The organism is Candidatus Defluviilinea gracilis (genome assembly GCF_057138825.1).
Map to the genome: position 1 here is coordinate 22,743 of NZ_DBNHEF010000025.1, position 17,503 is coordinate 40,245.

Annotated in this window: 18 protein-coding genes; 10 read left to right on the plus strand and 8 right to left on the minus strand. The window is 52.9% G+C overall.

Annotated features, from left to right (window positions below):
- Positions 1-24 precede the first annotated feature (24 nt).
- Positions 25-3,219: a substrate-binding domain-containing protein gene (locus AC16KF_RS03220; protein WP_484035851.1), complete on the plus strand. Its 3,195-nt coding sequence runs from the start codon at positions 25-27 to the stop codon at positions 3,217-3,219.
- Between the two features lie 178 nt (positions 3,220-3,397).
- On the opposite strand, the gene lpdA is transcribed toward AC16KF_RS03220, so the two are convergent.
- Positions 3,398-4,798: a dihydrolipoyl dehydrogenase gene (gene lpdA, locus AC16KF_RS03225; RefSeq protein ID WP_484035852.1), complete on the minus strand. Its 1,401-nt coding sequence runs from the start codon at positions 4,796-4,798 to the stop codon at positions 3,398-3,400.
- Positions 4,799-5,514: 716 nt separating this feature from the next.
- Here lpdA and AC16KF_RS03230 point away from each other — a divergent pair.
- Positions 5,515-6,285: an AMP nucleosidase gene (locus AC16KF_RS03230; RefSeq protein WP_484035853.1), complete on the plus strand. Its 771-nt coding sequence runs from the start codon at positions 5,515-5,517 to the stop codon at positions 6,283-6,285.
- Positions 6,286-6,287: 2 nt separating this feature from the next.
- Here AC16KF_RS03230 and AC16KF_RS03235 read toward each other — a convergent pair whose 3' ends face one another.
- Both AC16KF_RS03235 and AC16KF_RS03240 read right to left on the minus strand, forming a co-directional pair.
- Positions 6,288-7,304 carry an alkaline phosphatase family protein gene (locus AC16KF_RS03235; protein WP_484035854.1) on the minus strand — a complete coding sequence of 339 codons (1,017 nt, stop codon included), beginning with the start codon at positions 7,302-7,304 and terminating at the stop codon, positions 6,288-6,290.
- A 5-nt stretch (positions 7,305-7,309) separates the two neighbouring features.
- Complete coding sequence (locus tag AC16KF_RS03240) at positions 7,310-7,756, minus strand: hypothetical protein (RefSeq protein WP_484035855.1); 447 nt, start codon at positions 7,754-7,756, stop codon at positions 7,310-7,312.
- A 32-nt stretch (positions 7,757-7,788) separates the two neighbouring features.
- Here AC16KF_RS03240 and AC16KF_RS03245 point away from each other — a divergent pair, with 32 nt between their 5' ends.
- On the plus strand, positions 7,789-8,538 hold the full coding sequence (locus AC16KF_RS03245) for an SDR family NAD(P)-dependent oxidoreductase (protein ID WP_484035856.1): 750 nt from the start codon (positions 7,789-7,791) through the stop codon (positions 8,536-8,538).
- 39 nt (positions 8,539-8,577) lie between these two features.
- Here the strand turns inward: AC16KF_RS03245 and AC16KF_RS03250 are convergent, their stop codons facing one another.
- From AC16KF_RS03250 to AC16KF_RS03270, 5 genes are all read right to left on the minus strand, one after another.
- Positions 8,578-9,567, minus strand: a complete 990-nt coding sequence (locus AC16KF_RS03250) for an HAAS signaling domain-containing protein (protein ID WP_484035857.1) — start codon at positions 9,565-9,567, stop codon at positions 8,578-8,580.
- A gap of 177 nt (positions 9,568-9,744) precedes the next feature.
- A complete protein-coding gene (locus AC16KF_RS03255) occupies positions 9,745-10,722 on the minus strand; it encodes a hypothetical protein (RefSeq protein WP_484035858.1) in 978 nt (325 codons plus the stop codon).
- Positions 10,723-10,782: 60 nt separating this feature from the next.
- On the minus strand, positions 10,783-11,115 hold the full coding sequence (locus tag AC16KF_RS03260) for a PadR family transcriptional regulator (protein ID WP_484035859.1): 333 nt from the start codon (positions 11,113-11,115) through the stop codon (positions 10,783-10,785).
- A gap of 139 nt (positions 11,116-11,254) precedes the next feature.
- Positions 11,255-12,016 (minus strand): hypothetical protein, encoded by a 762-nt coding sequence (locus AC16KF_RS03265; RefSeq protein WP_484035860.1) that lies wholly within the window; start codon positions 12,014-12,016, stop codon positions 11,255-11,257.
- Positions 12,013-12,165: a hypothetical protein gene (locus tag AC16KF_RS03270; protein ID WP_484035861.1), complete on the minus strand. Its 153-nt coding sequence runs from the start codon at positions 12,163-12,165 to the stop codon at positions 12,013-12,015. Before AC16KF_RS03270 ends, AC16KF_RS03265 begins: the two co-directional genes overlap by 4 nt.
- Positions 12,166-12,248: 83 nt before the next feature.
- Here AC16KF_RS03270 and AC16KF_RS03275 point away from each other — a divergent pair, with 83 nt between their 5' ends.
- The 7 genes from AC16KF_RS03275 to AC16KF_RS03305 all read left to right on the plus strand — a co-directional run.
- The gene (locus tag AC16KF_RS03275) at positions 12,249-12,575 is read left to right on the plus strand and encodes a DUF4258 domain-containing protein (RefSeq protein WP_484035862.1); all 327 of its coding nucleotides are present in this window, start codon (positions 12,249-12,251) and stop codon (positions 12,573-12,575) included.
- Positions 12,563-12,775, plus strand: a complete 213-nt coding sequence (locus AC16KF_RS03280; RefSeq protein WP_484035863.1) for a DUF2283 domain-containing protein — start codon at positions 12,563-12,565, stop codon at positions 12,773-12,775. Before AC16KF_RS03275 ends, AC16KF_RS03280 begins: the two co-directional genes overlap by 13 nt.
- Positions 12,776-12,908: 133 nt before the next feature.
- The gene (locus AC16KF_RS03285; RefSeq protein WP_484035864.1) at positions 12,909-13,439 is read left to right on the plus strand and encodes an RNA polymerase sigma factor; all 531 of its coding nucleotides are present in this window, start codon (positions 12,909-12,911) and stop codon (positions 13,437-13,439) included.
- On the plus strand, positions 13,436-14,149 hold the full coding sequence (locus AC16KF_RS03290; RefSeq protein ID WP_484035865.1) for a DUF4367 domain-containing protein: 714 nt from the start codon (positions 13,436-13,438) through the stop codon (positions 14,147-14,149). The genes AC16KF_RS03285 and AC16KF_RS03290 overlap by 4 nt, the downstream gene beginning before the upstream one ends.
- A gap of 204 nt (positions 14,150-14,353) precedes the next feature.
- Entirely contained in the window at positions 14,354-15,004 is a 651-nt protein-coding gene (locus tag AC16KF_RS03295) for a hypothetical protein (RefSeq protein ID WP_484035866.1), read from the plus strand.
- A complete protein-coding gene (locus tag AC16KF_RS03300) occupies positions 14,992-15,858 on the plus strand; it encodes a nucleotidyl transferase AbiEii/AbiGii toxin family protein (protein ID WP_484035867.1) in 867 nt (288 codons plus the stop codon). Before AC16KF_RS03295 ends, AC16KF_RS03300 begins: the two co-directional genes overlap by 13 nt.
- 24 nt (positions 15,859-15,882) lie before the next feature.
- On the plus strand, positions 15,883-17,503 hold a 1,621-nt coding region (locus tag AC16KF_RS03305; protein ID WP_484035868.1), incomplete at its 3' end, for a DEAD/DEAH box helicase.

Below are 17,503 nucleotides of genomic sequence, written 5' to 3' on the forward strand. Positions count from 1 at the left end.
CAGCCTACGGCGATCCTATTTCATATGCCAACATCCGCGAAACGTAAAACGATCGGTGTCTTCGTCTCCCAAGTCGGCCGCGCCTGGGGGGCGGAATTCCTCGCGGGTATCGCGGACGCCGGCGAAGAAAATGATGTCAATATTTTGTATTTCGTTGGCGGCACGCTCAAGTTATTCGTCCAGCCCAAACCCTCATTCGGATTTTACGATCTTGCCCATACCGAACAATTGGATGGCTTGATCGTGACCGCGGATACCGCGTTCGGCGTAAGCGCGGAAGACTTGAAAATTTTCCGAGAGATGTTCGGGGAATTGCCGCTTGTCACGCAATCGGTCAGTCTGGACAACGCCTCCATGTTCATCCCCGATAATACGGAAGGGATGCGTTCGCTGGTGCGCCACCTGGTCGAGGAACACGGGTACAAACGTATCGCTTTCCTGCGCGGCATCCGCGGGCAGATCGACGCGGAACAACGTTTCGAGGCGTACAAGGAAGAACTCAAAGCGCGCGGCATCCGCTTCGACGAACGCCTGGTGGTGGACGGCGATTACTCCACCGACGGCGGGCGCGAGGGGATTCAGGTCTTGCTCGATGAGCGTAAAGCCCAATTCGAAGCGCTGGTAGCGGCAAACGACCGCATGGCATTCGGCGCGCTCGAAATTTTGCAACAACGCGGAATCCGCGTGCCCGATGAGATCGCTGTGGCTGGCTTCGACGACCTGCGCGAGGCGCAAAGCACCGGGGTTTCACTGACTACCGTGCGGCAATCGTTTTATACGGCGGGCAGGCAGGCATTCGAAGCGTTGATCAATCGTATCGACGGCAACACCATCCAGAAAGTAACGGTCACCCCAACCCAATTGCTGATCCGCTGGTCGTGCGGATGTCTTCCGGAAAACGTTAAACAGGCGGCGGTCGCTCCGCGCGAAGTGGCAAAGACGGGACGGCTGGAAAACAAACGCGAAGCCGCCCTGCGAGCCTTGTTGACTTCCGCCGGCGTCGCGGAAAACGATGCGTCGCACGCATCATTCCGCGATTCGCTCAGCCTCGCCTGGGATGCCCTCCTCTCCGCCTTGCGCGAGAATACCAACGGGGATGATTTCCTCAAAGCCATCAACGCCATGGTGGAGTTGATGGAAAAGCGCGATCTTCCCGCAAATATCTGGCACGGCGTGATCTCCGTGATGAGGCGGTACGCGCTGGGCGGCATCAAAGAACATAACACCATGTTACTCGCCGAGAATATGTTCCAGCAGGCGCGCCTGCTCGTGGGCGAACTTTCACAGCGCGCGCAAGCCTACCGCCGCTTGATGCTCGAACAACAGGAGCACATTCTACAGGGCTTCAGTTTTTCGATGGCGCCGGTCATGTCCATGGATCGGCTGGGGGCGGCAATCGAGGAACGCTTTCCCGAAATGGGCATCGAACGCTGGTACGTGATGTTCTTCAGCGATTCAACCACTGCGCCGCACCTGGCTTCCTCCGCCCCGCCTGAAAATTACAATTTGCTTTTCCAATATGAAGGCGCAAAGTTCGAGGTGCCCTCCCAGCGCACCTTTGTGGGCACCGGTCAACTGGTGCCGCGCGGAAAAACCCCGCAAGGACGGCGCTACACAGCGGTCATCATGCCGCTTTCGCTGGCGCGGAACCGCTTCGGGTTCATGTGGGCAGAGATGGGTCCGCGCGATTGGGAAGTGTACGTTCGCGTGCGCAATCTCGTCAGCAGCGCGCTCTTGCGCGTGATGCTCGCGCAACAAAAGGAACAGGCGCAACACGAGGTGGAACGCCTGCTCAAAGAATCAAAGGACCGCGCCGTCGAACTGTCCATCGCCAAAGAATGGTCCGAACAGACCGCCGCCGAGAACGCGAAACTGTACTCCAGCGAACAAGCCCGGCGTCGCGGAGCCGAAGCGCTGACGAAAGCCATGCGACAGATCTCCTCGCTGGGCAAAGTAGACGAGGTGCCGGCGCAGATCGTGGAGCAGTTATCCAACATAGTGCCGCATGACCGTTGCGCGTTGTTCCTCGAGGCGGTGAACGGCATGGAACTTGTCGCGCATCGCGGCTTTCCTCAAAACGCGCCCATCGATGAATTGAATTACAACATCAACGGCACGAACATCCTGCACTTCGTTGCCAAACAAACCGACCCGATGCTGGTCAACGATATTCAACAAACGCGCGGCTGGGGGCAATCGGAATGGCTCCCGCCCGACCGCTCGGTGCTCAGCGTGCCCCTGCAATCGAAAAAGAAATTCGTCGGCATGTTGACGCTGACGCGCGCTGAACCGTCCGCGTTCAACCCCGACGACGTTCTGCTTGCCAGCACCTTTGCCCTACAAGCCTCCATCGCCCTGGAAAACGCCAAACTCTTCGATGAGGTGACGCGCTTCAACGAAATGATGGAGCGCATGGTGGAATTGCGCGTGAACGAGCTGGGTGTGGCGCACGATACGCTCAAAAAACTCGACAAGAACAAAAGCGATTTCATCAACGTTGCCGCGCATGAACTGCGCACGCCGCTTACGGTTATCAAAGGCTACATGGGCATGGTCAAAGCCTCGTCCGCCGTAAAAACCAGCGCCGAACTCTCTCAAGCCGTAGACGGAGTGCTGCAAGGGAGCGAACGACTCCACCAGGTGGTTAACAGCATGTTGGACGTGGCGCGGTTGGAGAACCAAGTGTTGAATCCTCACCTCGATGAAACGTCGCTCGGCCCCATCATGCGACTCGTCCAAAAGGATTACTCCGCCGACCTGCAAACGCGTCAACTCACATTGGAGCTTGATCCGTCCATCTCAGCCGTTCCCCCGCTTATGGCAGACAGCGAACTCCTGCAAAAAGCGCTGGACAACGTGATCGTCAACGCCATCAAGTTCACTCCCGACGGTGGCACCATCACCGTCAGCGCGAAGGTGACCCACGCCGAGGGCGCCGGGGAGGTGTGCGAGATCCGCGTCCACGATACCGGCATCGGCATCGACCCCGCCGATCACAAGATGGTGTTCGAGAAACTTTATCAACTCGGCGATGTGGAGTTGCACTCCTCGGGCCGCACTAAATTCAAAGGCGGCGGACCCGGCTTGGGTCTCGCCATCGCGGCGGGCATCGTCAAAGCGCATCATGGGAAAATTTGGGTGGAAAGCCCCGGTCACGATGAAGAAAAATTGCCGGGTAGCGCGTTCTTTGTGCAAATTCCCCTGGCAAAGACAAGATAGCCGCAACACATACTACACCGCGCAAAAGCCTCCGAGTTTCATACCCTCGGAGGCTTCTCTTCAACAATTTTCTTAGGACATACGCAGTTGAACCTGTTGCGCCGTAGTTGCACTGCGGCGGCGGCAGTACAACTGCCCGCCAACTGCGTAAGTCCCGATTCTCTATCTTTCTACTCTCTTAAATATGTATCGGACTTCCCTCCGCGCCGTGCGCGGCTTCCATCAGCGCTTCGCTTAACGAAGGGTGGGCGTGGACGTTACGCGCGATCTCGCGCGGCGTCAACTCCATCAGGTGGGCGAGCGTGAGTTCGGGGAGTAACTCGGTCACTTCGGGACCGATCATGTGCGCGCCTAAAATTTCGCCGTATTTTTCATCTACAACGATCTTCACCCAGCCAGCGTAGTCGCCGAGTCCCAACGCTTTGCCGTTCGCTTGAAACGGAAACCGCCCGATCTTGATATTGTAGCCGCGTTCTTTTGCCTGCGCTTCGGTGAGTCCGAACGAGGCGACCTGTGGATGACAATAAGTGGCGCGCGGCATCATTTCATAATCGAGCGTGGTCGTTTCAGCGCCGGCGATATTTTCGGCGCAGATGATTCCCATCGCCGAACCGACGTGCGCCAGCATGAGTTTGCCGGTCACATCGCCGATCGCCCAAATGCCCGGCACATTCGTTTGCATCTTTTCATTGACTTCGACAAAGCCGCGCTCGCTGATCTTGACGTTTATATCTTCAAGCCCGAATCCCTTGGAATTGGGGCGGAACCCGATCGCCGCCAAAGCCTGATCCGCTTCGAGAATAGTTTCCTTACCCTCCGCGCTGACTTTTACTTTCACGCCCGCTTTCGTCGCCTCCACCGATTCGACTTTATGCCCAACGAGGCACTTAATGCCGCGCTTCTCGAATTCCTTTTTCAATTCTTTCGAGACTTCCTCATCTTCGAGCGGAACGAGGCGCGGCAACATTTCCACGATTGTGACTTCCACGCCGTACGCGCTCCACACGGTTGCAAATTCAACGCCGATCGCGCCCGACCCGATGATGACCACCGACTTGGGAAGTTTCTCTTGCAAGATGGCTTCCTTATAGGTGACGACCTTCTCGCCGTCCACTTTCCACACAGGAGGGACAGCCGCGCTCGCGCCGGTGGCAACGATGATGTTCTTTGCCTTCAACTCCGTTATTTTTTTGTCGGCATCGGTCACAGCCAATGTATCTTTTGATTTGATCTTTGCTTCCCCCATAAAAACGGTAATGGCGTTCTTTCGCATCAGAAAGCCAACGCCCTTCACAAGACGGTCGGAATTCGAACGCGAGCGTTTGAGAGCCACGCCGTAATCGAGTTTCAAATTATCGAAGGAGAAGCCGAAATCCTTGCCGCGTTCGCGCAGGGTATGCGCCACTTCCGCATTCTTCAACAATGACTTGGACGGGATGCAACCGACATTCAAACACACGCCGCCAAGCCACTGCTTATCTACAATTGCAACCTTCTGCTTAAGTTGCGCGGCGCGAATGGCGGCAACGTATCCCGCCGGCCCCGCGCCGATGACGATCACATCGAAATTTTCTGCCATAGAAATCTCCTAATATATGTCATTGTGAGTCGAAGCAGTCAAAATATTAAGCTGATGTTACGCGCTGTCCCGAAGGTTGAGTAAAAACCGACCTTGATTCACGAAAACTTTCGGGACATTCTGCGTAAGGCGAATATTAAAGACACAAGCGCGTCACAACGACATTGTTTTCGACTATTTTACTATTAATCAAGGTAAGAGGCTTTTTATTCTGATCTCGCTACCGTACATTGGCGCCGCCGAGCCCACAGACTTAAACTGAAAGAGCCGGGGGCTCCAAGCCCGGCTCTTTCAGTATCAAAAGGAGGAGAAGAGAACCTAACTGTATCATCAGCCTGTAAACTATGCTTGGCGTCTGCCCTACGTCACCCAAACGATTTCACGACGATTTGAATGAGCCTTTTCTCATCGGAGTCGTGAGTTCGTTCCATACTGTTCTATGCGACATTTGTGAATACGGGGGTGGCTAAAATAATGGGTCAGGACTTACGCAGTTGGCGGGCAGTTGGACTGCCGCCGCCGCAGTGCAACTACGGCGCAACAGGTTCAACTGCGTAAGCCCTATGGGTTAAATTTTCTTCGCCACAGAGATCACCGGGTCCTCTGAGAGAAAAGCTCAAAAACCTCTGCGAATTCTGTGGCTAACCCACAGAATTCGCAGAACTTAATTTCAGGTAAGATTGAGCGCAAATCGCGTTTCAGGATTTGGAGTCCCCATGAAAACAAAAGAAGAGATCGTGCGCAACTGGCTTCCGCGTTATACCGATACGGCGCTTAAGGATTTCGGCGAACATATCTTGCTGGTCAACTTCGAAACGTATTTGCACATGTTTTCGGATTGGTTCAACGTTCCCATCCGCGGCGAGGGCAAGCCCATGCCCACGGTCACAGCGGAAGGCATAACGCTCATCAACTTTGGGATGGGAAGCGCCAACGCCGCCACCATTATGGATCTGTTAGGCGCGGTCAAGCCGCAAGCCTGTCTGTTCCTCGGCAAGTGCGGCGGACTCAAGAAAAAGAGCAAGGTCGGAGACCTGATCCTGCCTATTGCGGCGATTCGCGGAGAGGGCGCCTCGAACGATTATTTCCCGCCCGAGGTCCCAGCCTTGCCTGCCTTCAATCTTCAAAAAGCCGTTTCAGCGACGGTCCGCAACAATGCGCGCGATTATTGGACCGGCACCGTTTACACGACCAACCGGCGCGTCTGGGAACATGACGAGGAATTCAAAAAATATCTGCGCCGCATCCGCGCGATGGCGATTGATATGGAAACAGCCACGCTCTTCGTTGCGGGCTTTTACAATAAGATTCCGGCGGGAGCCTTACTGTTGGTTTCCGATCAGCCCATGATCTCCAGCGGCGTGAAGACCGCAAAGAGCGACAAAAAAGTTACGCAGAAATATATGGATATGCACTTGCGCATCGGAATCGACTCGCTCAAGGAATTGATCAACAACGGGGAAGAGGTCAAACACTTGCGGTTTTAGAATCACTTGCACTGTGTCGATTCTTTGACGACGGGCAAGCCGAACGCTTCATACACGGGAACTCCATCCCATTCGGCGGGAATCGGCAACCCGAGGGCGAACGCGGCTGTGGCGGCAGTATCCATCGTGTGAACGCGCGTCGTCAACGGTTTGGGCTGGATACCCGCCCCCGACGCGATCCACGGGATGGTCATATCTTCGGGAAGCGAGTAGCCGTGCGTTGTATCATGCCCGCCATGATCGGCGGTGACGATGATCAGCGTTTCGCCGCGCAAGCCTTTCGCGTCTAATTCGGCAAGAATCAACCCTAATGCCTCGTCCGCGCGGAAAGCGACGCTGATCTGTTGAGACGAAAGCCAGCCGTATGCGTGCCCCATGCCATCCACCAGCGGGAAGTGAACGAACAGCACGCCAAAATTTTCAGGGAAGTCGGCAATCAACCGTTTTGCAACGACCAGGTCGCGGTCATTGACGTAGGTGAAGATGTCAAGGCTTGAAGCGTCGGTCACTTGTTGTAATTTTTCCTTGCCCGCGTGCATCACAGTTTGAAAGCCTGCCGCATGCGCGATGTCGAATAAGTCGGCGCCCTGCGCAATTCCTTTTTCGGGGATATAGTCGTTCCAGTCTACGCCGTGTTTGGATGGACATAAACCGGTCAACATGGATGAATGGGAGACCAGCGTCACGCTTGGGTACACGGTTTGCGCGGATAAGGTATACGCGCCCATCTGCATCAATGTTTGCACATTCCGCATCGGCGCGAGTGAGATCAGGTCAGGGCGCAGTCCGTCAATGGATAAGATCAACACGCGGCGGGCGAGAGGCACAGGCGTGGGCGTGATCGTCGGCGTGGAGGTCTCTGTTGGGGTTGCAGTGAGGGTGGGAGTCGCGGTCAGCGTTGGCGTGAGGGTCGCGGTGGGTGTGGACGTTGGAGAAAAAGGCAAGCCCGCAACATTCGGCATCTGGCAGGCAAGCAGAAGGAGAAAAAGCAAAACGGGAAAAAGGTTTTTGCGATTCATCAGGGTCAACTCTCAATTGAAATTTCTTGCGGGTTCATTGATACTTCTACTTTTTCGCCGTATTGAATGTCTTTGATCTCTTCCGCAATCACTTCAAGCAGGGATGGATTCTGAAAGTGGCGCAATTTCGTTTCGGGATGCGGATAATACACCCAGCCGTCGTATTCCACTTCTTTGAAGATAACTTTGCAACGCGAAAACGAAAAATGTTCGGGCGGATGCAGGTCCGTCCATTTGACGTTGTAAAAAGTGAATTCGGGTCGGACAAGTTTGAACGTGTGCGGGCTAATGTCAATGTTGAGCGTGCCGTTGAAATAATTGCTGAGGTCGAGTCCGCGCGCGGCGAACAAAGGTCGCTGGCGGCTCAAGGCTCCATAGGGGTAGTCAGCCGAAGGTCCGGAAGCGACGCGGTAGCCTTCCACGATTCGTCCACGAACGCGAGTCTGTCGCATGAGGGAAGTATAATGCCGAATGAGGAGTCCTCATGCGCTTTGAAAATAAAACGGTTTTGATCACGGGCGGCAATCGCGGCATCGGTCTTGCGGCGGCGCGTTTGTTCGCGGGGCAGGGGGCGCGAGTCATGTTGATGGCGCGCGACCAGGCGAAAGGGGAGGAAGAAGCGAGGCGCATCCCGAAGGCGAAATTCATCAAAGGCGATGTATCCAATGCCGAAGATTGTCAGCGCGTTATTGAGGAAGTTGTTCACGCTCAAGGCGGGCTGGATGCGCTGATCAATTGCGCGGGAATTATTTTTCGCAATCGAACCGTTGAACAAACGAGCGAAGAGGAATGGGACGCGACGTTCGATGTGAATGTGAAGGGCGCGTTTCTGATGTGCAAACATGCGATGCCGATTCTGCGCGAGCGGAAGGGATGTGTGGTCAACGTCGCTTCATACGTCGGGTTGGTTGGGTTCGCCAACACGGCGGCGTACGCGGCGTCGAAAGCCGCGCTCGTCAACCTGACTCGCACGTTGGCGCTCGATCATGCGCGCGAGGGCGTGCGCGTCAATGCCGTGTGCCCCGGCAGTGTGGATACCGACATGATCCACGACGCGTGGAAAAAGTTTGGCGATGTGGAAGAGGCGAAGCGTGTGTGGGCGGAGAAACATCCGCTTGGCAGGATTGCGCGGGCAGATGAAGTGGCAAACGCAATTTTGTTCCTCGCCAGCGACGAGGCGAGTTTCATCACGGGCGTCGCTTTGCCTGTGGATGGCGGTATCACAGCGGCTTAAAAAGAACTCCGAGATGTTGACCATCTCGGAGTTCTTTGCTTACTTCGCCAAACGTCTCCACTTGATCACAGAGTCAGCCATATCCCAGATGCAGATGCCAATGACGATCGCGGCGCTGATGTTGACCGTCCATTTTGCTGATACTGCCACATTACGCAATTCCTCGGTTGGCGCGTTTTCAGCGAATGTTGCCAGAAATGCGGGACTAAAGATTTCCTGGGTTGTTACCAACGCTACAATGAAGACGATCGTGCCTATGCACAGAAGTACGTTGCTCACGGTCAGCGCGGTCGTCCAGTTGCCGATCTTCAGTTTGAAGAACTCGATCATGTAGGTCAGAAATGCGATCACTGCGAAGATCGGGAACCAGACGTTCCACAAGTTAGGATGAAAGACGGGCACAAATCCTTCATCGCCACGTAGCCATGCCGTGAAGGGAGGCAGGACGATCCATGCGAGGAACAGGCTATAGAACACAATGTTCGTCAACACCTCGCTCACACTGATCTGGCGTGTTGCGGGCGCCTTCGGCAGTTGGGCAACCGTCCATGCTTTGGCTTTGGGTGTGCTCATCTCTTCGGGTTTGGCATTCGAGTGTTCCACGATGATAAAAGCGACAGAGACCCAAAAAAGTATTCCCGTTCCCACGTCGAACACAGACCCTATTGCCCGCTCGATTGCCCCACCGAAATCCAGAGGGTCTTTTGAAAACACTAGAACGAAGGAAACCATTGCAACAATGGGAAGCGCCGTAGAAAGCACACGTTTGAGAGTCGTCAGGTACAGGTCATACCAATCGGGTCCGATCAGGAAGCGTTTGGCTGGCGAATATTTATAGGCGAGCAATTTTGGGTCGCCGAGTTGTTCGAGCGTCTGCGTGATGACCTTCTCATTGGCTGAGTTTGCCGATGCTCCACGCTCGTCGAGCATGTCATCCACCATCGAACGTATTTCCGCTTCAATGTCCGAGCGATCTTTTTCTGGCAAATGTCTGCCGACTTCCGCGATATATCGATCAATTAAGTTCATTTCATTCTCCTTCTTACGACAACATCTGGGTCATGGTCGCCGTCATGGCAGACCATTCCTTTTTGAGTTTGCTCAGCACCGCCTTGCCTTGCGCGCTGATCACGTAATAGCGGCGCGGACGCGCTTCGTCCACGATGCGCCAATCGGACTGTAACAGTCCCTGTGACTCAACATCAGTTACTTTGTCTTGTAGTTTATCCTCAACAATCCATACAAGGCTTTTGCCAGTTCAATCCCCTGAATGATGAGGACAACGATCAGGACGATCCACGTGGTGTAGTTGGCGGCAGTGATAACTTTGCCAGCCTCTTCAGAAATCTTTATGAAGTTCAACAGCGACTCATTCGAAAAGAAGGTGAGGTCAGGCGTGCGGATGAGCGCGACGGTGACCGCAATCCCAACGGCTTCGATGATCACTTTGGTAATTCGACTCAGCATGTTCCATTTTGCAAGGAAGAGTAGGTACACATCAAGAATGATCTCGGCGAGGAATACCGCGTTGATCCATGGGATGAATTTCGAAAATTCTTCTGTAAATACGGGCAGGTTGAACAGTCCGTTCAAGAATGCCAGCCCAAGCGCCGTGAACGCAACCTCTGCGATCAAGTCGCCGCGCTTCACCAGATCGGGGTCAGGTTGTTTTGCGAGCGATGCTGGATCCCAATTTTTGTCATCGGAGAAATCGCCGATCTCTTTTTCAGGCAAAACGCGTTCGAGGATGGCGAAGACGAACGCGACGTTCCCGAATGCCGCGATGGCGGCTGAAAACGCGTTCCCAAATCCCTGAAAAATGATTTGCATGAAATCTGCCGCAAGGAGAGGATAAGCCGTCACTGCTTTTACCCAACCGATCGCAAGCATGACGACGACCACAACCGTGACCACGATCTTCAATACCATCAGAAAGAACGGGAACATGCGCGGACCGATCAAATACGGATGCGCGTTGTAACTGGATGCGATCTCCTGCGGCGAGCCGTATTCTTTCAGTAGTTCGATCTCCATCGCTTCATCACGCGGACGCCCAGCCTGTTCCGCTTTATCTTCGAGCATATCCTCCAGTGTGGATTTCAATTCCTTTTCCACATCCTCGCGCCCTTTGAGGAGCGGCAGGTGTTTGCCGACTTCGGCAACATATTTGTCAATCAGGTTCATTTCATTCTCCTTACTTGTTTTCTTGTGTGTTGACGTTAGAGAACGTCAACCACACGCGGATTACGATAGCATTTGTGTCATGGTCGCCGTCATGGCAGACCATTCCTTTTTGAGTTTTGTCAGCACCGCCTTGCCTTGCGCGCTGATCACGTAATAGCGGCGTGGACGGGCTTCGTCCACGATGCGCCAATCGGACTGTAACAGTCCCTGCGCCTCGAGCCTGCGGAGCAGGGGATAGAGCGTGCTTTGGTCTATCTCCATGCCCTGATCGGAGAGCGCCTTGAGCAGGGAATAGCCGTATTGCTCCTTGCTCAACTGGCTCAGCACCGCAAGAGACAGGATGCCGCGTCGCAGTTCCAACAGCATGTTTTGTACGAGTTCATCATTGTCCATGTGTCACCTATGCCTCGTACTATACTGTATATCATACAGTATGTCAAGAGAGAAAGTATAGGATGATAGAAACAAAAACCATCCCGAAGATTAACTTCGGGATGGTTTTGCCCTTATCTTGCTGATCGGGATATGTTGATTATGTGCAGTCTATTTCATAAAGCGCTTCTGCAACCAGACTGTTGGGGCTGGTGACCACCAACCTCACCCAATATTTTCCCGCTACTACCGGCAGAACATGGGTATATTCACCGGAGACTTCCTTGATGCCAAACGCGTCGAAGTCGGTGTTTTTGACCGGCTGGGCGCCTCCCTGCTGGGTTTCAAAATACCATTTGACTTCAGTTGGTCCGTTGGTTTCGATGGAGCCGGTGAATTTCACCGGAGGGATCACCCCGATGCACAACAGAACCAGATCAATGAGTTTGGGCTCCAGTTTAATTGTCACATTGGTAACGGATGCGGCTTGGGTCTGCGCCACTTGCAAGCCAGAGAGGTTGCCCGACGCGCTTGTTACACTGGAGGCAACCCAGCAGTTCCGTCCGGGGTTGAGCGGGTCTTGAATCAGCCACCAACTCGCGTCTGAGTTTTTCCCCACGATCTGCGCGCTTTGTCCGATGTTCAGGGCGCTGGTCGCCAGCCATGCCGTGCTGGGACCCAGCCGGCAATTCACCGGTTTATCGAGCGTCGTGACGGTCGGCACACTGGGGGTGAAGGTTAATGTGGGGAGCGGCGTATCGGTTGGCGGCGGTGTGCTGGTCGGCGCTGGCGTGTCGCTGGGCAATGCCGCCGTTTCGGTAAAAAGAGGCGTTGCTGTCGCTTCCGGTGTATTGACCGGCAAATTGCATGAGACTGCAACAAACGCGGTTAACAAAAACAGAGTGATGAGTTTATGTTTCATTCGTTCTCCTTGGAACCTAAGTGGATCGATCTTGCGGGATAAATAGAGATTTTGCCATGGATGATTTTCTTACCGTTTGACTCCACATGCGCGTCGGTCAGTTGGTCGTCGAGCAGGAAGGGGTCGTCCCATTTGAAGGTTGGTTTCATAAATTCCTCGAGGCTGGAGATTGATGACGATTGTATCAAAAGTTGTTTACGGGTTTTAGAAAAAAGGTAAAATAGAAGCATCTATGCCCAGTGAATCAGACATCCTTTTTGAGGTGATGACTCCGCTTGGCTTCCAAGTCCGCGTGACGAAGGACTACTGGGAGTTGATTGTTTCCATCAAGCACCCTGTCATGGCAGGACGCGAACAAGATGTCAAAATGGCATTAGAACAGCCCGACGAAATTCGCCAAAGCAAATCGGACGAGAACGTTTTTCTGTTTTACAAATCTGAACGGGCAAGGCGTTGGATCTGCGCGGTGTCCAAGAGAACCAACGAAAGAGAAGGATTTTTGATCACGACGTATCCGACAGGCGCGATCAAAGAAGGAGTGCAAGTATGGCACAAGTAAAAGTTTATTATGACCGTGAGGGTAATACGCTTACGGTTTGGTTCGGCAACCCTGCCGATGAATTTGTCGCGGAAGAAACAGGTGAGGAAATTGTCTTGATGAAAGACCGAGAAGGTAAAGTCATAGGGTTCGAGAAGTTGAACTTTACCGCTCAATCAGCAGATGCGGTTAGGGTGGCTTTCGAGACGGTTGCCGCATAACGAAACTCAAATAACAGAACTCGGAGGTCCCCAAGACCTCCGAGTTCTTGATTACATCAAATATTAGTGGGAAAAAAATTCGGGGTTCGTGTGATACATTCCTGTAAAACGCGTATTAATCCATGAGATGACAGTGCAAAACGAAGCAATCGGGAAGGCAATGACAGCCTCTGTAGAAGATATCAACTGGGATTCGGTGGTTAAGGATGAACTGCCGAGACTCTACAACTATTTCCGTTATCGGCTTGGTGAGGAGTCGGTTGCCGAGGAACTCACTTCGACGGTCTTGGAAAAAGCGTGGACCAAACGCCATCAGTACCGCAAGGATCGCGCCGCTTTCTCGGTGTGGCTATTCTCGATTGCCAAAAATGAAGTTGTCAGCTATTTGCGCAAGCGACGAGACTTGTTGCCCATTTCAATGGCTGAAACAACGAATGGGGAGGCAATCGAGCCTCGTCTTGAACAATCTCAAAATATTCAGCAATTATCCCGCCTGCTTACAGATTTACCCGAGCGCGAGCGCGAACTCATCTCGCTCAAATTCGGCGCGGACTTAAACAACCGTGAAATATCTGTTGTCACAGGGTTGAGCGAAAGCAACGTCGGCACGATTCTCAATCGTGTTTTGCAAAAACTCCGTGAACAAATAGGAGGCGCAAGATGAACGAAGACTATCTCAAACAATTTAGAAAACAACCCAACGTCAGTTTTGTGGGAAAAGTCCATATGCGGCTTGAAAGAAAAGAACGCATTCAAACAATAAAAAGCTATATCATGCGTTCAGCGCTCACCTTGACTCTCGTATTTGGTTCATTGATGGCTTTTTCATTCACGGTCCGCGCCGAGGTTATCGGGTGGATCGTGGATATCGGTGGACTGTCCATTGAAACGATCTCTGAGAATCCAAGCGACCCTAATATTCCCGAAGTCGAACTCGTGCCTGACTATTTGTCGTGGGAGCAGGCAAGGGATCGTTTTCTTTCCCCCGTCCAACTCCCAACCTACTTGCCAGAGGGCTATGAACAAGAGGTTGATACACGATACCACGTCTGGGGTGATGGCACACCTTCAGTTGATGTTATCTGGAGAAAAAAAGGACAATTTCCAATGATCGGACTGTTTATTGCGCAGTGTCAATCTGACACCCCGGGTTGCGGGTTTTATGTTCAGGAAGGGGCAATGGAAGAAATTATGCTCAATGGCAAGCCCGCCGTTCTTACTCGCGGTGTGTGGGATCTTGATACCCAACAGTATGATTATTCCGGCAAAGTAAGCATCAAGTGGCGATATGACGAAAATACCGTTTACGATCTCTGGTGCCTCGACCCGAATATGGCAGATGAATTGATCAAAATGGCTGAATCGATCCCGTGACTTCTGTTTTCCTCTGTTCAAACAGAAACTGGAGGTCTTGGAGACCTCCGAGTTCTTATTTCTATAATGCAAGCTACCGCCAATTTCCTTTCCATGTCTTCCCGAACAAGATTCCTTTGGCTATTTCCATGAAGCAACCTATAACTTGACGAAAATTGTTTTATATCGGATAATATACATTAGTTGTATATTATCCGATATAAAATGAAAACAGACCCTCTCCGCCCATTTGAAGCCATGCCCTATTTCACCGTGGAGGGAATCAGGCAGGTGCTCGACAAGGAGTCACCTGAAAGTTCCCGCGTCCGTTTACACCGTTGGTCGACGTCAGATCGCGTTATCCCTTTGAAAAAGGGAGTGTATATGACGCGGCGTTTTTACGAACAGCACAGCAAGGATCCAGCCTTCATGGCGGCGATCAGCGCCGTTCTCCTGCCCCAATCCTACCTTTCGCTTGAGTTTATCTTACAGCAGAACAACATCCTGACCGAAGTCACTTACCCAATCACCTGCATTACAACGAAAAATACGCGTACGATCAAAAATCGCATTGGTGTGTTTTGGTATCGCAACATCCGCGCAGACTTATATCGCGGGTTTGCGTTTTCAGAATACATGGGAATCCGCTATGCAAAAGCGTCGGTGGCGAAAGCATTGTTCGATTATTTATATCTTCGCCCGTTAGCCTCGGCGTATCGAACCGTGAAGTTCGATCTTGCAGACGAATTGCGTTTGAATCTCGATGAATTTTCCGCAAATGACAGGGACGAATTTGCCCAGTATGTGGAAGAAAGCAGGTCACGCAAGATGAATGACATCCTTGAAAATTTTCGGAATACCATATGGCAACATTGATCCAAACCCTGCAAAACGTTCTCGATTCCAAGGACTCGCTTCTGTCCGTCGAGACGAAACGGATTCTGCTCAAAGAGGCGCTGCAATCTCATGTTTTGGATTTCATTTACAATCACCCCGCCTATCGCCGACTCAATTTCTACGGCGGCACCTGCCTGCACGTGATATACGGACTGAACCGACTCTCGGAAGACTTGGACTTCGACAATAGCGCGGAAATTGACCTTTCCTCACTGGCAGACGATTTATCCTCCTATTATCGCCGAACATTCGGATATGAAAGCGCCAACGTAAAATCACAACAGGGAGCACATGGCGTTCTACGAGTCACGTTGAAATTTCCTGTGTTAAATTCACTTGGGGTTTCCAATTACGCGAACGAAGCCCTGCACTTGAAAGTGGAGATCAGCCATCACAAGCAGGTGGCTGTTTTGCAAAGCACGCCGTCTTTTTACTATGGGCGGAGTTTTGTCCCCATTCACTTCTCATTGGAGACCATGATGGCTGGCAAGATCATTGCCTGCCTGGAACGAAATTTCCAGCGCGGCAAAGCAGGAGCGTACATCAAGGGGCGCGATTTTTACGATTTGCTTTGGTATATGCAAAAGGGCATTCAGCCTCTGCCTGAAAAACTGTCGAAGGACGGGAAGAATCCCTATACCGTTGAATCCGCCATACAGGCATTGCGTGAAAAAGTGAAAGGAATTAAAGACTCCGACCTGGCTGTGGACCTGCTCCCCATGTTCGAGTCCAGAACATTCATCGAGGGTTGGTTGAGTTCCTTTCACGAGAATTTTTCAAGATATGCCGAGGGTTATCTTGGACGAAGAACGATCCAGGTTCTGAAGCCTTGATTCCCCCATGATAAAATACCTTTCATGCAGACCTCATTGGAGAAACTACGTAAGTTCTTCCGACTCGAACACGAAAACGGATATGCCAACACCGCCATCATCGGCGGGCTGGCAGAGATGCTCAACTTTTGGGAAGGGGAAGCGCGCGCAGACGGGATTCAAGAAGAGGTGATCCAAGCCGTCGTGCAGAGACTCCGCTCGTATGACGGACTCAGCCCCCAGTCCCGCGCCGACGCGTTGAAGGGATTGTGGAAGCGCATCGGGGACGCGTATCCTGAAGCGCAGCAAAAGCCGCGGGCGCAGAGTCAGGTTGAAGGGCGGCAAGAGGCGCCGCGTCCGCCTCAGCAGAATCAGAACCAGCCCAAACCTGAGTCCGAACCGAAAAGAGAATCGCACCCGCAACATCCACAGCGGCACGAACAACGTCCGCGTCCGCAAGCGCAGCCGCGATCCGAATCCGTTGCGGGCGCGCGTCATTCATCCACGCCCGCCGCGCTCGATGCAAAGTTGACAGTGCTTCAAGGCGTCGGTCCGAAAAATGCGGAGACGTTCGCCAAGCTCGGCATGGTGACGCTCGGCGACATGTTGTATTACTACCCGCGCCGTTACGACGATTACTCGCAACTCAAACCGATCAAGGAATTATTTTACGGCGAACAGGTGACTGTGATCGGAACAATTCAAAGCGTGCATACGCGACCGATTCGCGGCGGCAAGGCTTCAATTGTTGAAGTCGTCATCGGCGACGGCACGGGCGCGTTGCGACTCTCGTATTTCAATCAGCCGTGGCTTGCGAATCGATTCAAATCTGGCGATGCGATTTCTGTTTCGGGCAAGGTGGATCAATATCTCGGTCGCCTCGTGATGAACAGCCCCGATTGGGAATCGGTGGAGGCTGAAAACCTGCACACGAATCGCATCGTGCCGATCTATCCGCTTGCCGAACGCATCACACAAAAATGGCTGCGCAATGTGATGAAGCAGGTCGTCGAATATTTTGCGCCCGCGGTGGTCGATTCGATTCCCGAAAGCGTGCGCAACGCGGCGCGCGTCATGCCGCTCGGCGAGGCGCTGTTGCAAGTTCATTTTCCATCGTCGCAGGATAAACTCAAAGCCGCGCGCGAGCGACTCGCCTTCGATGAAATTTTTTATCTGCAAATGGGAGTTCTGCGACAACGCCGCGACTGGCAGTCTGTGGAGGCGCGTCGCTTCTCTGTCTCGGACGTGTGGCTGGATTCGCTAAAGACGGGGCTTCCCTTCACCCTGACGTTCGCGCAAGAACACGCCATCGCAGACATCCGCGCTGACCTCGACTCGGGCAAGCCCATGAATCGACTCTTGCAAGGCGATGTCGGTTCTGGAAAAACGGTCGTCGCCGCAATAGCCGCTGGAATCATTTCATCGAACAACGCGCAAGCCGCGATCATGGCGCCGACTTCGATCCTTGCGGAACAACATTATCGCAACTTCACGAATCTTCTGAAAGATATTTTGAAGCCCGAAGAAATTCGATTGCTTGTTGGCGACACGCCCGAATCAGAGAAAGAACAAATTCGCTCTGGTCTTTCAGACGGCTCGATAAAAATCGTCATCGGCACGCACGCCGTTATCGAAGGACCCGTCCAATTCAAAGACTTGCAACTCG

What these genes read in the sequence shown, in the direction of transcription:
- AC16KF_RS03280 (WP_484035863.1), top strand. Translation starts at nt 12,563, where the DNA reads ATGGCACAAGTAAAAGTTTATTATGACCGTGAGGGTAATACGCTTACG.
- AC16KF_RS03240 (WP_484035855.1), bottom strand. Translation starts at nt 7,756, where the DNA reads ATGCGACAGACTCGCGTTCGTGGACGAATCGTGGAAGGCTACCGCGTC.
- AC16KF_RS03295 (WP_484035866.1), top strand. Translation starts at nt 14,354, where the DNA reads ATGAAAACAGACCCTCTCCGCCCATTTGAAGCCATGCCCTATTTCACC.
- AC16KF_RS03230 (WP_484035853.1), top strand. Translation starts at nt 5,515, where the DNA reads ATGAAAACAAAAGAAGAGATCGTGCGCAACTGGCTTCCGCGTTATACC.
- AC16KF_RS03220 (WP_484035851.1), top strand. Translation starts at nt 25, where the DNA reads ATGCCAACATCCGCGAAACGTAAAACGATCGGTGTCTTCGTCTCCCAA.
- lpdA (WP_484035852.1), bottom strand. Translation starts at nt 4,798, where the DNA reads ATGGCAGAAAATTTCGATGTGATCGTCATCGGCGCGGGGCCGGCGGGA.
- AC16KF_RS03270 (WP_484035861.1), bottom strand. Translation starts at nt 12,165, where the DNA reads ATGAAACCAACCTTCAAATGGGACGACCCCTTCCTGCTCGACGACCAA.
- AC16KF_RS03275 (WP_484035862.1), top strand. Translation starts at nt 12,249, where the DNA reads ATGCCCAGTGAATCAGACATCCTTTTTGAGGTGATGACTCCGCTTGGC.
- AC16KF_RS03250 (WP_484035857.1), bottom strand. Translation starts at nt 9,567, where the DNA reads ATGAACTTAATTGATCGATATATCGCGGAAGTCGGCAGACATTTGCCA.
- AC16KF_RS03260 (WP_484035859.1), bottom strand. Translation starts at nt 11,115, where the DNA reads ATGGACAATGATGAACTCGTACAAAACATGCTGTTGGAACTGCGACGC.
- AC16KF_RS03290 (WP_484035865.1), top strand. Translation starts at nt 13,436, where the DNA reads ATGAACGAAGACTATCTCAAACAATTTAGAAAACAACCCAACGTCAGT.
- AC16KF_RS03235 (WP_484035854.1), bottom strand. Translation starts at nt 7,304, where the DNA reads ATGAATCGCAAAAACCTTTTTCCCGTTTTGCTTTTTCTCCTTCTGCTT.
- AC16KF_RS03265 (WP_484035860.1), bottom strand. Translation starts at nt 12,016, where the DNA reads ATGAAACATAAACTCATCACTCTGTTTTTGTTAACCGCGTTTGTTGCA.
- AC16KF_RS03300 (WP_484035867.1), top strand. Translation starts at nt 14,992, where the DNA reads ATGGCAACATTGATCCAAACCCTGCAAAACGTTCTCGATTCCAAGGAC.
- AC16KF_RS03245 (WP_484035856.1), top strand. Translation starts at nt 7,789, where the DNA reads ATGCGCTTTGAAAATAAAACGGTTTTGATCACGGGCGGCAATCGCGGC.
- AC16KF_RS03255 (WP_484035858.1), bottom strand. Translation starts at nt 10,722, where the DNA reads ATGAACCTGATTGACAAATATGTTGCCGAAGTCGGCAAACACCTGCCG.